The sequence below is a fragment of the Roseibium sp. genome, from assembly GCF_039982295.1.
Lineage (GTDB): Bacteria > Pseudomonadota > Alphaproteobacteria > Rhizobiales > Stappiaceae > Roseibium.
In genome coordinates this window covers 26,334-40,238 of the sequence record NZ_JBDWYP010000025.1, presented here as the reverse complement: position 1 = coordinate 40,238, position 13,905 = coordinate 26,334, and the positions used below count along the sequence as shown (strand labels likewise).

Here is a 13,905-nt window from a genome sequence, read left to right as displayed (position 1 = left end):
GGACGCTCTACTTCCGGCGCGCAGAAAAGAGAAAGGCGCACGTTCAGTCACTTGGGACACGAAGCTTGGGCAGGCGTGACGGCCTTGCACATCCCACTTTCCCAACCGCTCCCGGCAAGTCCGGAGCGCCTGCCATCCCGTTGAACGGGAGATCAGAACAGCCAAAACGCCGGGGAGACATCCTGCGGCGGGATTGGCGTTGGCCGAACGGCTGAGTGCGGCAAACCCTACACGGCCCGCAGGTCCCGATAGCCCTTGAAAATCAGAAACACACCAATCCCGAACAGGCCGGCACCGCTCAATTTGTCCACATTGATGCGGCTGCCAAGCGGTGACCGGAGTGCGGCGAGCGCAAGCATCGCATAGCCCATGATAGATGCACCATCCAGGACGACAAAGATCAATCCATAGATGAAGGACTGCCAAAGAACATCGTGTTCTGGAGAAATGAAGCTCGGGAAAAGCGCCGCAAAAAAGACGATGGCCTTCGGGTTGCTCACGCAGGAGAAGAAGCCACTGATAAAGGCCGAACGATATCCCCGGTGAACGGCATTGTCCTCAGGCGCATGGGGTTTTGCCGTGAAGGCCGCATAGGCGAGATACAGAATATACAGCCCGCCGACGATCTGCAGTGCGGGCAGGATCTGACTTGCGACGCTCAGCAGAGCCGACAGGCTGAGAACGGCAACAACGATATGCACGACCGAGCCAAGCGCGTCGCCGGCAACACTCGCCATTGCCGCTTTGGGTCCATGCCGCACGGCAAGACTTGACGCCAGAGCCACAGCTGGCCCCGGCGTTGCAATGATCACAAGTGTTGCCGCCAGAAAGGCGAGAAAAAGCGTCAGGTCCATCCAGGTTCCTGTTGATCCTTGCGCGGCCGCTGCCCCTGATCGGGGCGTGCCTTAAGGTTGAGGGAATAGGAATACCATAGCATTTTTGACAGGACCGCACAGGTCATTCTCGCGACCAACCCGGCCGGAAGCTCCCGTCCCTATCTGGTCTTGTTGAACAGCTCCCGGCCAATCAGCATGCGGCGAATTTCCGAGGTCCCCGCGCCGATTTCATATAGCTTGGCATCGCGCAACAAGCGGCCGGTCGGATAGTCATTGATGTAGCCGTTGCCACCCAGAAGCTGGATTGCATCGAGGGCAAGCTTGGTGGCGTTCTCCGCCGCATAAAGGATCGCTCCGGCGGCATCTTCACGGGTGGTCTCGCCCCGATCACAGGCCTGCGCCACCGCATAAACGTAGGACTTGGTGGCATTCATGGCGACATACATGTCCGCGACCTTGCCCTGCACCAGCTGGAAGGTGCCGATGGGCTGACCGAACTGCTCACGCTCGTGGATGTAGGGGATCACAACATCCATCGCCGCCTGCATGATGCCAACCGCGCCTGCCGACAGGACGGCTCGTTCATAGTCGAGACCCGACATAAGGACATTGACGCCCTTGCCGACTTCGGCGAGCACGTTTTCTTCCGGTACTTCGCAGTTCTGGAACACCAATTCGCCAGTTTCAGACCCGCGCATGCCGAGTTTGTCGAGCTTTTGCGCAACGGAAAAACCCGGAAAATCCTTCTCGACCAGGAACGCGGTCATGCCCTTGGCGCCTGCCTCCGGATCGGTCTTGGCATAGATGATCAGCGTGTCGGCGCAAGGACCATTGGTGATCCACATCTTGGTGCCGTTGAGAATGTACTTGTCGCCCTTTTTTTCGGCCCGAAGCTTCATGGAAACCACGTCAGACCCGGCGCCCGGCTCCGACATGGCCAGCGCGCCCACATGTTCGCCGGAAATCAGTTTGGACAGATAGCGCGTCTTCTGGTCATCGGTGCCCCAACGGCGCAGCTGATTGACGCAAAGGTTGGAATGCGCGCCATAACTCAGGCCAATGGAAGCAGAGGCCCTGCTGACCTCTTCCATGGCGATGCAATGCTCCAGATAGCCGAGACCCGAGCCGCCCCACTCCTCTTCCACGGTGATGCCGTGCAGACCCATCTCGCCCATTTCAGGCCAGAGTTCACGCGGGAACCAGTCCTCCCGATCGATCTTCTCTGCCAGCGGCGCAATCCGGTCCTGCGAAAACGCGCGCACGCTGTCGCGCAGCATGTCAGCCGTTTCGCCCAGGTTGAAATTGAAGGACGGAAAGTCGTTGCGGATCATGGTGTATCTCCTCCCAGAGACAATCTGTTTGCTGTTGAGCGGCCTATGGCCGGTCGTATTTGACGAAATCGCTCAAGGTCCCGATCCGGTCGTAAAGCCGGCGCGCCCGGGCGTTTCCTTCTTCCGTATGCCAATAGATCTTGTAGCAACCGAGCCGTTCCGCCTCTGCGGAGACAGCCTCGATCAACTTGCGCCCGACACCGCCGCCGCGCAGGGTCTCATCGACAAAGAGGTCTTCCAGATAGCAAGTGGGCTCGAGCGACCAGGTGCTTGCGTGCGGCAGGGAGTGCACAAGGCCCACAAGCCTGCCGTCAAGCTCGGCGACAAGACCGAAATGTCCGCCCTCGCCCAGAAGCCTCTCGAACAGGCCGTCGGTCACCTCGGGAGCCAGGTCCTGCTTGTAGAAGGTCAGGTAATCTTGCCAGAGACGGCCCCATTCGGCCCTGTCGGATGCTGACAAAGGCCGGATCGTTGCGTCGCTCATTGAGTCAGTCCTCCATGCCTTCAAGGCACATCAGGGTGAAGAGTCCGGTGGAGATATGAGATTGATCATCGTCGTCCAGACCAAAGACATCGGCACGGCAAACGGTCAGCGTCCGGCCAGGCTTGATGACCCGCCCCCTTGCCACGATCCGAGATGCCTTCGCCGGATTGAGAAGATTGACCTTGAACTCGGTCGTCAGGATTCCGGTTCCTGCCGGGAACAGCGTCAGCGCTGCGTAGCCGGCGGCAGAATCGGCAACAGAAGACGTGGGCCCGGCATGAAAAAACCCATGTTGCTGGGTGAGTTCAGGCCTGCGCGGAAGTTCGATATCGACAGCACCGGGCGCAAGATGGGTCAGACTTGCCCCAAGATGCGCCATGAAGGGCTGCCTGGCGAAACTCTGCCGTGCGCGTTGTTCCCAGTTCGGATCCCGAGGCTCCAGCAGCATCAGACCGTTTCCTCTAAAGTGTCCCCTGCAGCGGCAATGTCCTCGAACTCAAGTCCGAGCTCCTTCATGCGCAGCCGACACCCGGCTTCGACCTCATCAAGATCGTTGAGGGCATGTTCGAGGTCCCGCCGCTTTTCCAGAAGCTCGGCTCGGCGATCGGAGATTTTCTGCATCAGCAAACGCAACTGACCCGGTTCGCCAGGCGCCTTGCCGTACATCTCGATGATCTCGCTGATTTCAGCCAGGGAAAAGCCAAGCCGCTTGCCGCGCAGGATCAGCTTGAGCCTCGTGCGGTCCGCGGGCGTATAAAGCCGCTGACGGCCCCGGCGCTGAGGAGACAAAAGCCCTTGCGCTTCATAAAAGCGAAGCGTTCGCGTGGTGATCGCGAACTCCTGGGTCAATTGCGTGATGGTGTAGAGCCGCTGCATGGATCCTCCGTGGAGAACCGACCTTTCCGTTTTTTGACCTTAAAGTCAACAGAGGCGTATTTTATTATAAAATTCATAGATTTGAAAAAATCAACGAACCAGTGAATCGAGCGTCAATCCGCTAGCGAGAACGTTCAGATCCACCTCACCCTCGATCCCGGCGATATCGCCGCGCTGATGATACTGCCACATCGCCCATTCGTTGGCATAGCCCGGAGAGCGCCAGATCGACCTCGCCCAAAGAGGACGGCTAAGGCCCTGCCCGGTCAGATAGGCAAAATACACATCTTCAGGCGCATAGAGCATGACCTCCCGGCCGCTTGCCTGCTCTACCTGCGTGACAAAGTCGGAGACTTCACGCAGCAGCTCGTCCCGCGTTGGACGTCGTGCGCAATTGCCTTCAAACTCGATGTCGATCACCGGCGGCAACATGGCATCCTGAACCGGCAACTCCTGAAGGAAGTTAGCCGCCTGCTCAGCACCTGACTTGCACAGGGAAAAGAAGTGGTAGGCCCCGCGGACAAGACCGGCGTCGCCTGCGTTCTTCCAGTTGGCAGAAAATGCCTTGTCCTTGAAGTCGCCGCCTTCGCTCGCCTTCATGTAGGCGAAAGCAACATCGTCTGCCGCGACCTGATGCCAGTCAATCGCGCCCTGATGACGGGACACATCAATGCCCCTTACCGGGTAGAGCTCCCTGTCCGGTTCCCATGTCATGAAGAAGACAGCCGCCCCCACAATCGACAACACCGCGCCGATGGCCACATAGAAAAGGACCTTCAGCAATCCCTGCAAAAAACGCATTCGACCCCAGCCTCTTGCGACCAATCAAACCGGCGCAAAAATCACACCTGCAAACGGCATACACTCTTTGGCACCGGCCCGGCTAGGTGCCTTCGGCCCGGAAGCAGCTGCTACTGCCGTTTGAAGGAACCAAATCCGTTTTCGTCGAAAAACTCGATCCAGACCGCCGTTGCATTCCCTGCCTTGTCGCGCTCGAAACGGACCAGCGAACGGCTGCCCGCCGGCGCATTCTCAAGGCGCGGCTCGAAGACAAAGGTATCACCGTCCCAATGCGTCAGTTCGAATGTCTGCCCCCTGGGACCAATTTCCAGAACCAGCCCATCCTCGCCCGACGTAATCTCTGTCGGACCGAAATAGGCATTTTCATAAGAACCGGCATAGTCCACCAGTGGTCCGGCGGCTTTCGGATCGAGTGGCGCAGGCTTGCCGGCCATGGTGCCGACTGGTGCCATCAGGGGCGCCATCAGCTGCCCGTAGCCCGCAAGCCAGTCCCGCGTCGGCGCACCATATTCAACCACATCGAAAAAGGACCTTGCGAGACCCTCAGGAACACCGAAAGGCTCTGCATTCGTCAGAACGACGATGCCCAGATCGAGAGATGGCACCATCAGAAAGGCGGTCGCGGCACCCAACGCAAAGGCCCCCGAATGACTGAGGGTGACACGTCCCGTCGGCTCAACGCCGGCATTGAAACCGAAGCCATAGAACCCCGGCCGGGCATCCAGGGCATGTTGCGGCGAAGAAATCACTTGCGCAGTCGTCGCGTGAAAGAGCGCATCGCCGTCGATCAGCTGCTTGCCCTCAAAAGCTCCCTCTCCCAGAACAAGCGCCATCCACTTCGCCATGTCATTGACGCTGGAACTCACCCCTCCCGCAGGCGCCTGCGCATCCGGCTGTCGTTGAAACAGGCTCTCGAAGCTGCCGTTGTCGCGCACATGCGGGAAGGCACGATTATCCCGGTCGATGTAGTCCGAAAACCGGGAGCTGGTGCGGCTCATCCCGAGAGGCCGGTAAAGGACGTCAGCCGAAAGCGACGCCCAGTCGGATCTGGACGCCCTGGCAACAGCCTCAGCCGCCGCCGTCAGACCGAAATTCGTATAGGCGTAGCTGTCGCGGAAGGGGCCGAGCGGCAGCAAGCGCAGACGCTCCAGGACCTGTGCGCGGTCAAAGCCAATATCCTCCAGATCGTCTCCCGCATGATCAGGCAGGCCGGACCGATGCGCAAAGAGATCCCCAAGGGTGAGCATTTCGGAGACGGCCTCGTTCTGAAGCCGGAACCCGGGCAGATGGTCGACCACCGGATCGTCCCAGCGGACGACACCCTCACCGACCTTGCCGGCCACGACAGTTGCGGCCAGCGATTTTGAAAGGGACGCAATCTGGAACACGGTCTCTGCATCGACCGGCGCTGGGTCACCCACAGCGCGCACGCCATAACCTTGCGCGAAGACGGTCTTGCCCTTCCAGACAACAGCCACTGCAAGACCCGGCACCCCGGACCGCTCAAGAGCGTCTTGTGTCAGCGCATCCAGCTTCTCCAGCGCGGCCTCGATCTGCGCGTCATCAACCGGAACGGAGACCGTTTGCGCTGGTGAAAGCGTGGGTTCTTCGGCTCGCGCAGTCACAGCAGGGCCGGCCAGAACCAGGGCACAGGCCAGTCCAATCCTTCTTGATAAACGGCGGAAATCTGAACGAAAAACAGGAAAGCGGCGACGAGACCGGGTGAAACAGCCAAACATCAAAAACAACCTCCAGAGGCAAGAACGCCCGAGGCTTACCACAAAGCTGTTGCTTTTAGGTGAAGTTCGGCCAGAGCGGTGCCGAGGCCAATTCCAGAACGTTGCCGTCCGGATCGTTGAAATAGAGGCTTGTGCCACCAGCCGGCCACACGACCTCGCTGATGATGCCGACATCACACTGCGCAAAATGATCGCGCCAAGCCTGAAGCTTGCCGGCATCGACCCGAAAGGCAAAGTGGGAATGGCCGACGCTGTCGTGACCGGGAACAACGCCACCGGGCGTTGCCACATCTTCGCCGGTATGCCCGCGATAAAAAACAAGGAGCGTCTGCGCCGGACCAACGTCATAGGCAAAAAGCCGGTCGCCCGCGACCATGCGCGTCAGGCCCAGAACGCCTTCATAGAACTCATGCGCAGCATCCATGTCATCGACATAGACCGCCGTTTCCAAAATGCCGTCAAGTGGGGGAGCTGTCATCGCAAATCATTGATCCGTAAAGTGGCGGCCCAAAATCTAGCTGGCCGACCGGACCGACGCAAATCCCCGAGGACTTTCTGGCGTCCCTTTTAGTGTAGCTCAAGTTACGGTGCTGACATCCGTGGCTCGAACTCTGTAATGCGATAGACTGCAAGTCCGTTCTTTTGAAACGGATCGTCTCTGACAATCGCCTCTATCTGCTCCCTGCTGGACGCCTTGGCGAGAATGACACCACCGGTGCGCGGAAGCTTGGGTCCGGACGCAAGGAACACACCGCGCTCGTAGTTCTGCTCCAGGAACACGCGATGCGCCGAAAGCTGGGCGTCAACTTCATCAAGCCCAACCGCATATTCAAGCTCGAGCACAAACAGGTTCTTCACGGATCCCACCACCGGTTTGTTCAGCCGAAAACTCCCACGGCGGATGAAGCCGCCGCGAGAGCTGTAAAGACCCAGATCAGGCGACCGAGAGCTTCACGTCGATGTTGTTGCGTGTGGCATTGGAATAGGGGCAGACCTCGTGGGCCTTGGCAACAAGAGCTTCGGCTTCATGAGCCTCCAGGCCCGGGATAGACACCTCAAGCGCGACCTCCAGGCCAAACCCGCCTTCGGAACGCGGACCGATGCCAACTTCAGACGTGATGCTCGTCTCCGCCGGAATGGTCTTCTGTTCCTGGGCTGCGACAAATTTCAACGCACCAATGAAACAGGCAGCATAGCCCGCAGCGAACAGCTGCTCCGGGTTGTTGCCCTCACCGCCTGCGCCGCCAAGTTCCTTCGGCGTGGCGAGTTTCAGCTTCAGCGAGCCGTCGAGGGTTTCCGCGACACCGTCACGGCCACCGGTTGCCTTGGCTTTTGTTGTGTAAGCGACTTGAACACCCATCTTCATTTTCCTTCGTCTGGTCGGCGGGACGCTACGTGATCTGTCCGCAACAGCAGTGAATTTTCCATATTAAATCGCGTACGATCTAATATTTGATTATATATATCGCGCGCGATTTAATTTCAACATCTTGCGATAAGATCGCGCACGAATTATCTTCCGCGGCTTGTTGAGTTGCGTAAGTGAAAGCAAGACTGCCATGACACAAACGATGTTTCCGTTTGACCTGGACCCTGTGCCCGAACCCAAGAAGGCCAAGAAGAAGACCGAAGACAAACCGGTCGAGACCAACGCGCCAGAGGGCGCGGCCGTTCCAAAAGACCAACCGAAGGACACCGGCGCCGCAAAAGAAGACGCCGCAGCGGCCCAAACGCGCGCAGACACCAACGAGGAAGTAGAGATCCCGGAACCTGCTGACCTCCTCCTCGAGCAATTTCTGTGCTTTTCGCTTTATTCCGCCAATCACGCCATGACGCGGGTCTACAAGCCCCATCTTCAGGAGCTTGGCCTCACCTACCCGCAGTATCTCGCCATGGTGGTGCTTTGGCAAAAGGACAAGATCCTTGTCGGCGCGCTGGGCGACAGGCTGCAGCTGGAATCCAACACGATGACGCCGCTGCTGAAGCGGCTGGAGGCGATGGACCTGCTGACCCGCACGCGCGACAAGAAAGACGAGCGCCAGGTGCGCATCGCCCTGACCCGCAAAGGCCGCGCCCTGAAGAAAAAGACAGGCAACCTCACAGCCTGCATTCTCGCCGCCACCGGCATGTCGGTGGAAGAGGTCATCGATCTGCAGGGCAAGATCATGCTCCTGCGCGACAATCTACTGAGAGCCGCCGAAGCAGAATAGCCAAAGGCCACCCTCTGGTTCAGGTGCCTTTAAAACGGCAGGCCGAACCAGAGGGCAGCAATCCCCAGGAAGGCAAAGAAGCCGACAACATCGGTGACAGTGGTGACAAAGACACTTGAGGCAATCGCCGGATCAACATTGACCTTGTCGAGAGCGATCGGAATGAGCAGGCCTGACAGGCCCGCGAACAACATGTTGATGATGATCGAACCGGCGATCACGACACCAAGGCCAGGGCTTTGAAACCACGCCCAGGCAGTCAGGCCGATCAGGATCGCCAACGCCAGGCCATTGAGGAAGCCCACGAGAACTTCGCGGCGCAGGACGCGTAACATGTTGCGCGCACCCAACTCCTGGGTCGCGATACCGCGTACGGCAACAGTCATCGTCTGCGTGCCGGCGTTTCCGCCCATGGAGGCCACGATGGGCATCAGCACGGCCAGCGCCACCATTGCCTCGATGGTATCTTCGAACAAGGCGATGATGATAGAGGCCAGAACCGCAGTGCCGAGATTGACAACCAGCCACGTCAGCCGCGAGCGCGCAATTGTCAGGACACTGTCGGAAATCTCTTCATCACCCACCCCGGCAAGCGCGCGCAGATCTTCTTCTGCTTCTTCCTGGATGACATCGACGATGTCATCGACGGTCAGGATCCCGACAAGTCGCTCATTTTCATCGACAACCGCCGAGGAGACGAGGTTGTAGCGCTCGAACCGGCGGGCAACCTCTTCCTGATCCTCGGTTGCCAGCACCGCATGACGGGTCTCCGTCATGATCGAGGTGACCTTCTCGCCCCGGGTGGTGCGCAGGACCTTGTCCAGTGCGACCGCCCCCAGAAGCCGGAAGGTCGGGTCGACAACGTAGATTTCGTAAAAACTGTCCGGCAGATCGCGCGCTTCGCGCATGTAGTCGATCGTTTGCCCGACAGTCCAGAACGGTGCGACCGCGATGAATTCCGTCTGCATGCGCCGGCCGGCACTGGATTCGGGATAATCCAGAGCCCTTTGAAGCTGCGCTCGGTCTGCATAGGGCAGTTCGCCAAGGATCTCTGCCTGATCCTCCGCGTCCATGTCCTCAAGGATGTAGACGGCATCATCGGAATCGAGATCTCCGAGGCCTTCCGCGATATCCTCGTTCGGCAGCGTTTCCAGCAGCTTGAGGCGAACCGCCTCATCGGTTTCGGTCAGGGCGGTGTAGTCGAAGTCATCGCCCAGCAGACGCACGAACCGGGCGCGATCCGCTTCCCCGAGGCTCTCGATCAGATCACCCGTGTCGGCCTCATGGAGCTTGCCTGCGAGCTTCAGAAGCCCGAGCGCGTCCTCGCCCTCGATCGTCGCCTCAACCGCCTGGATAAAGGCGTGATTGAGGTGGCCCTCTTCGTCGCGAACGGAAAGGACGGGGGCATCTGCGGTCAGATCGTCCTGCAGGTCGATATTCGCCATGAAGCCCCTCTTTCTCCGCGATTTCGCGGATGAAACTCACACAAAGAGGGCGCAATGGCCCTGCCCTCAGAAGTAACGCTGCGCGATATCATTTGCCACAAGGATCTGATGTGCCGTCCACAATCTTGACGGCCTTGCGAGCAGAACGGCCTCGCCGCTGGCAGGGCACGCCGGCGTCAATCAGGCGGGCAGGACTTCGCACGCTGCGCACGGCGGACCTCGGCCAGATAGTCCCCGGCCCGTTCCGGCAGAATACGCTCCTCATCGGAGATACAGGGCAGCGCCTTTCCAAAGGCCCGGCGCGCCCGGTCCGTGCTCGGACAGATCCGCCCCGCCGCCAGAACCTTGTGCTCAAGATACCAGAGCCTCCGGCAGGAAAGGCTGCCCAAATTCTGCTGCGGAACCTTCATCGCCTCCACCAGCGCGGGCGTCAGTCCCCTTGTCTCAGCCGCAGCGTTTGGCAACGCTACCAACAGGCAAAAGGCGAGACCAAGCACGAGAGACAGGGCTGAGGTCCTCAGACAGTCGAACATGGCAAGATCCCTCAAAGGCACGGCAAACCGCTCCAACGGACAAGGCAGATCAACAAACGATCAGCATCATCCATACGCCCTATACGAGGCGAAAATTGGGAAAAGAGAGCAGATACAAAAAAAGCGCCCCGAAGGACGCTTTTATTTTCAATCACTTGGTAGGGTGATTGATGGTGCGGTCGAGAAGACTCGAACTTCCACGGGGGTTAGCCCACAGCGACCTCAACGCTGCGCGTCTACCAATTCCGCCACGACCGCATTCTCTGGTAGTACCCACCACCTCTCGGCAGCGAGGAGCCCCATGTAGCAAAAGGGATTCTGCTGTGCAAGGGCGCTTTTCAGTTTATTTCACAAGCTCGTGGAAAAAGATCCCGGCATGAATTTTCCGGGCCGGCTAAGAATGACCTAAAGTGGTCCATCCAGACGCGGGGCTCGGATTTCCGGGCCTCTCAGAAGCACTTCCGTGACCGAGATCCCGATCCTTTCGCCCAAAAGGACCACCTGCCCGCGCGCGACCAACGTGCTGTTGGCGTAGATCTCCACATCGTCGTCTTCATTGACGTCCAGGTCGATCACCGCGCCACGGCCCATGCGCAAAAGCTGGTGCACCGGCATCTCGGATGCGCCCAGGACAACGGAAATATCGACATTGATTTCATCGAAGGTGGCCATCGGAAGGTTCCGCCTATATGTGTGAAGTGCTCATGGCACCGCATGCGTTCATGCTTAACATGCCTTCCCGTTCGAAAAAATCAGCAAAAGCCTCAAGCCAATGCCTGCTCCACAAAGAGACACTCTCAGCGCCGATTTCCGACCCCTTTTGGACGCCCCTCCGGTAGAATGGGTCGTCTCAGACGCCCTTGTGGACTATGAGACCGCGATGGTGGAGATGGAAACCCACGTCGCGCGAATCGCTTCCGGCGAGGCAAATGAGCGCGTCTGGCTGCTGGAGCACCCTCCTTTATACACAGCTGGCACAAGCGCTGATGACGCCGACCTGATCGCGCCGAACCGCTTTCCCGTCTATCAGACCGGGCGCGGCGGGCAGCACACCTATCACGGTCCCGGCCAACGGGTCGCCTATGTCATGCTGGATCTCAAGCGCCGGCGCCAGGATGTGCGGGCTTTCGTTGCCGCACTCGAAGCCTGGGTTATCAGCTCCCTGTGGCATTATCACATCCGCGGCGAGCGCCGGGAGGACCGGGTTGGCGTCTGGGTCCGTCGTCCCGAGCGCGGCGCGACCGTTGAGGACAAGATCGCCGCCATCGGCATTCGCCTGCGCAAATGGGTGACCTTCCACGGCATCAGCTTCAACGTCGAACCGGATCTGGAGCATTTCTCCGGCATCGTGCCCTGCGGCGTGCAGGAGCATGGCGTCACCAGTCTGGTCGACCTGGGCATTCCGGTCAGCATGCCGGAGAACGATATCGTCCTGCGCACAGAATTCGAAAAGATCTTCGGCCCGACAGTCTGACAATTCGGCAGGCAGCGTTCAGTAGGTCGGGCGCGTTACGAAACCGGCCACATCGGGCGGGTCGCACGGGTGCGCCAGAATCTTGTCGATCCGGGCGAGCTCAGGCCCCTCCTCGGACAAGGCAACCATCTCTTTCACCCGGTCGGCGCGCCCGTGATAGATCGCCTCGACAAAACCATCGCGCCGGTTGCGAATCCAGCCGCTCAAGCCCCGGTTTTCAGCCTCTGCCGCACACCATGCACGGTAGCCCACACCCTGCACGCGGCCTTTGACGGTCACATAGTAGGAAACGAAGTCGGACTCGCTCACGCGCGCGCCTCCTCAGTGGCGGTTTGCCGCTCCGAAGCCCGGCTTTTTTCATCGTGCATGACGTAGAGCGATGCACCCACGATCGTCAGGGCTCCGAGCCAGAAGGGGCCGCTGGGCGCATATTGAAATGCCAGCCAGCCGAAAAAGACATTGAGCGGCAGTTTCAGATGATCAAATGGCTGAATGAAGGCAGCATCTGACCGTGAATAGGCCAGCGTCAGACAATAGTTCGCCGTCACCGTCAAAACGCCCGCCGCCGCGATCGCAAGGATGCCGATCCCCTGCGGCATGACAAACCCCTCGGCCAGGGCGAGGCCGAAATTGACCGGCGTCAGCAGCAAGAGCAGATAGATGGTCACCGTATCCGCAGGCTCAAATGCGGTCAGCTTCTTGGTCAGGAGAGACGCTCCCGCCCAGAAGGCCGCTGCCGCCAGCGGCAGAAGCGCCGCCAGCTGAAACCGGTCGGACCAGGGCTCGAGGATGATCATGGCACCTGCAAAGCCAAGCAAAGTCGCCGCCCAGCGCGCGAAACCGATCCTCTCTCCCAACAGGAGCCAGGCCCCAATGACGACGAAAAAGGGGGATGTCATAACCAGCGCGATGGCCTGCCAGATCGGAACGGACGCGAGACCTGCGCCCCACAGCTGAACACCGGCAACCGCAAGAACCACCCGAAGCAGATGCAGGCCCGGCTGCCTGGTCGCGAGGCCCGACAGCCCGCGCCGGACAAGCCAGGGCAGCGCACAGGCCAGCGCGGCGGCATACTGCCAGAACACCACCGAAGAAGACGGCATGCCCAGTTTCATCGTCGCGGTCTGGATCGCCACATTGACTGCCGCAAAGGACGCCCCGGCTGCCACCATCAACCCGGCGGCTATCAAAGGCATTCTCAGTCCGTTCAGTCTCGTCATGTCGTCAACCTCGGCTGGCAAATGGCACAGGGCAGACGAACGGAGGCGCCCTGTCCAAAACAGGTCGCACACCGTGCGTTCTCTTTCATCCGGACTATGACCGTCGGCCTCGGCATCTCACCGAATCTGCTGACCCTTGAACATCTATCCAAGGCGCTCGCGGGCTCCAGGTTTCCCTGATACCGCCGGTGAGGAATCGCACCCCGCCCCGAGAACATTTCACTCTCACTGAAATCAGATTTAGCGACAGATGCGCCAAGGTGCAAGCTGAAGAAACAGGCTCAAGCCGAACGAAGGCCGAGCTCCGTTCCAAGCGCAACAGGTGTGTCGACAACAGCCACAGGCCCCTCGCCTTCAAGCTCGTCGCGGCTGCCATAGCCCCACATGACCCCGAAGCCGTCGACCTTGTTGGCAATAGCGCCGATCAGATCGTGTTTGCGGTCGCCGATCATGGCGCACTCGGACGCCGACAGGCCTTCTTCATTGAGGATATGCGCGATCAACTCGGCCTTGGCTGACCGTGTGCCGTCCAGCTCGGAACCATAGACCTTGCCGAAATACGGCATGAGGCCGAAATGCTCGACGATCTTGCCGGCATAGGCGTGCGGCTTGGAGGTGGCGACAAAGAGCTTGCGGCCATCAGCGACAAGATCAGACACCAGCCCGTCAATCCCCTCGATCAAGGTGTTCTCATAGAGCCCCGTCGCTGTGAAGCGCTCGCGGTAAAAGGCGACGGCCTCGTCCTGAATGGCGCGGTCATCTGTGTCGAGAAGAACCGAAAAGCTGTCCCAAAGGGGCGGGCCGATGCACCAGCGAAGATCATCCTGTGCCGGAACCTCGGCTTCCATGCGTTCAAGCGCATACTGGATACAACGCGTGATGCCCTCGAACGGGTCCGTCAGGGTCCCGTCGAGGTCAAAGAGAACGGTTTTATAGGTCATGCAGGCCTTTCGGCG

18 protein-coding genes, 1 tRNA gene and 1 riboswitch are annotated in these 13,905 nt (G+C 59.5%); of the genes, 2 read left to right on the top strand and 17 right to left on the bottom strand.

The genetic code is table 11. The features are described 5' to 3' along the window. Positions 1–227: 227 nt before the first annotated feature. The 10 genes from ABJZ52_RS04330 to ABJZ52_RS04285 all read right to left on the bottom strand — a co-directional run bounded on the left by ABJZ52_RS04330 (position 228) and on the right by ABJZ52_RS04285 (position 7,427). Complete coding sequence (locus ABJZ52_RS04330) at positions 228–854, bottom strand: LysE family translocator (protein WP_348193381.1); 627 nt, start codon at positions 852–854, stop codon at positions 228–230. A 140-nt stretch (positions 855–994) separates the two neighbouring features. Beyond that, the gene (locus ABJZ52_RS04325; protein WP_348193378.1) at positions 995–2,167 is read right to left on the bottom strand and encodes an isovaleryl-CoA dehydrogenase; all 1,173 of its coding nucleotides are present in this window, start codon (positions 2,165–2,167) and stop codon (positions 995–997) included. A gap of 43 nt (positions 2,168–2,210) precedes the next feature. Beyond that, a complete protein-coding gene (locus tag ABJZ52_RS04320) occupies positions 2,211–2,651 on the bottom strand; it encodes a GNAT family N-acetyltransferase (RefSeq protein WP_348193375.1) in 441 nt (146 codons plus the stop codon). Between the two features lie 4 nt (positions 2,652–2,655). Beyond that, complete coding sequence (locus ABJZ52_RS04315) at positions 2,656–3,099, bottom strand: PaaI family thioesterase (RefSeq protein ID WP_348193372.1); 444 nt, start codon at positions 3,097–3,099, stop codon at positions 2,656–2,658. Further along, positions 3,099–3,527, bottom strand: a complete 429-nt coding sequence (locus ABJZ52_RS04310) for a MerR family DNA-binding transcriptional regulator (protein ID WP_348193369.1) — start codon at positions 3,525–3,527, stop codon at positions 3,099–3,101. The genes ABJZ52_RS04315 and ABJZ52_RS04310 overlap by 1 nt, the downstream gene beginning before the upstream one ends. Positions 3,528–3,617: 90 nt before the next feature. After that, entirely contained in the window at positions 3,618–4,328 is a 711-nt protein-coding gene (locus ABJZ52_RS04305; RefSeq protein WP_348193366.1) for a GH25 family lysozyme, read from the bottom strand. Positions 4,329–4,438: 110 nt separating this feature from the next. Further along, positions 4,439–5,953 carry a serine hydrolase gene (locus ABJZ52_RS04300; protein ID WP_348193363.1) on the bottom strand — a complete coding sequence of 505 codons (1,515 nt, stop codon included), beginning with the start codon at positions 5,951–5,953 and terminating at the stop codon, positions 4,439–4,441. A gap of 169 nt (positions 5,954–6,122) precedes the next feature. Continuing rightward, positions 6,123–6,545, bottom strand: coding sequence for a VOC family protein (locus ABJZ52_RS04295; RefSeq protein WP_348193360.1), 423 nt, complete (start codon positions 6,543–6,545; stop codon positions 6,123–6,125). Positions 6,546–6,649: 104 nt separating this feature from the next. Next, positions 6,650–6,925 carry a YciI family protein gene (locus ABJZ52_RS04290; protein WP_348193357.1) on the bottom strand — a complete coding sequence of 92 codons (276 nt, stop codon included), beginning with the start codon at positions 6,923–6,925 and terminating at the stop codon, positions 6,650–6,652. A 76-nt stretch (positions 6,926–7,001) separates the two neighbouring features. Then, on the bottom strand, positions 7,002–7,427 hold the full coding sequence (locus ABJZ52_RS04285) for an organic hydroperoxide resistance protein (RefSeq protein WP_348193354.1): 426 nt from the start codon (positions 7,425–7,427) through the stop codon (positions 7,002–7,004). Between the two features lie 199 nt (positions 7,428–7,626). Between ABJZ52_RS04285 and ABJZ52_RS04280 the strand changes: the two genes are divergently transcribed. Beyond that, on the top strand, positions 7,627–8,277 hold the full coding sequence (locus tag ABJZ52_RS04280; protein WP_348200076.1) for a MarR family transcriptional regulator: 651 nt from the start codon (positions 7,627–7,629) through the stop codon (positions 8,275–8,277). Positions 8,278–8,306: 29 nt separating this feature from the next. On the opposite strand, the gene mgtE is transcribed toward ABJZ52_RS04280, so the two are convergent. The 4 genes from mgtE to ABJZ52_RS04260 all read right to left on the bottom strand — a co-directional run bounded on the left by mgtE (position 8,307) and on the right by ABJZ52_RS04260 (position 10,927). After that, positions 8,307–9,722, bottom strand: a complete 1,416-nt coding sequence (gene mgtE, locus ABJZ52_RS04275) for a magnesium transporter (protein WP_348193348.1) — start codon at positions 9,720–9,722, stop codon at positions 8,307–8,309. A gap of 176 nt (positions 9,723–9,898) precedes the next feature. Next, a complete protein-coding gene (locus tag ABJZ52_RS04270) occupies positions 9,899–10,255 on the bottom strand; it encodes a hypothetical protein (protein ID WP_348193346.1) in 357 nt (118 codons plus the stop codon). 171 nt (positions 10,256–10,426) lie between these two features. Beyond that, a tRNA-Leu gene (locus ABJZ52_RS04265) sits at positions 10,427–10,513 on the bottom strand. A 147-nt stretch (positions 10,514–10,660) separates the two neighbouring features. Next, on the bottom strand, positions 10,661–10,927 hold the full coding sequence (locus tag ABJZ52_RS04260) for a FliM/FliN family flagellar motor switch protein (protein ID WP_153768629.1): 267 nt from the start codon (positions 10,925–10,927) through the stop codon (positions 10,661–10,663). Positions 10,928–11,027: 100 nt separating this feature from the next. On the opposite strand from ABJZ52_RS04260, the gene lipB reads away from it, so the two are divergent. Then, the gene (lipB, locus tag ABJZ52_RS04255; RefSeq protein ID WP_348193341.1) at positions 11,028–11,729 is read left to right on the top strand and encodes a lipoyl(octanoyl) transferase LipB; all 702 of its coding nucleotides are present in this window, start codon (positions 11,028–11,030) and stop codon (positions 11,727–11,729) included. Positions 11,730–11,747: 18 nt separating this feature from the next. On the opposite strand, the gene ABJZ52_RS04250 is transcribed toward lipB, so the two are convergent. From ABJZ52_RS04250 to ABJZ52_RS04240, 3 genes are all read right to left on the bottom strand, one after another. Continuing rightward, positions 11,748–12,038: an acylphosphatase gene (locus ABJZ52_RS04250; protein WP_348193338.1), complete on the bottom strand. Its 291-nt coding sequence runs from the start codon at positions 12,036–12,038 to the stop codon at positions 11,748–11,750. Further along, positions 12,035–12,949, bottom strand: coding sequence for a DMT family transporter (locus ABJZ52_RS04245; RefSeq protein WP_348193335.1), 915 nt, complete (start codon positions 12,947–12,949; stop codon positions 12,035–12,037). The genes ABJZ52_RS04250 and ABJZ52_RS04245 overlap by 4 nt, the downstream gene beginning before the upstream one ends. Positions 12,950–13,022: 73 nt before the next feature. After that, positions 13,023–13,169, bottom strand: a riboswitch (FMN riboswitch). Between the two features lie 61 nt (positions 13,170–13,230). Continuing rightward, the gene (locus ABJZ52_RS04240) at positions 13,231–13,890 is read right to left on the bottom strand and encodes an HAD hydrolase-like protein (protein ID WP_348193332.1); all 660 of its coding nucleotides are present in this window, start codon (positions 13,888–13,890) and stop codon (positions 13,231–13,233) included. Between the last annotated feature and the right edge of the window lie 15 nt (positions 13,891–13,905).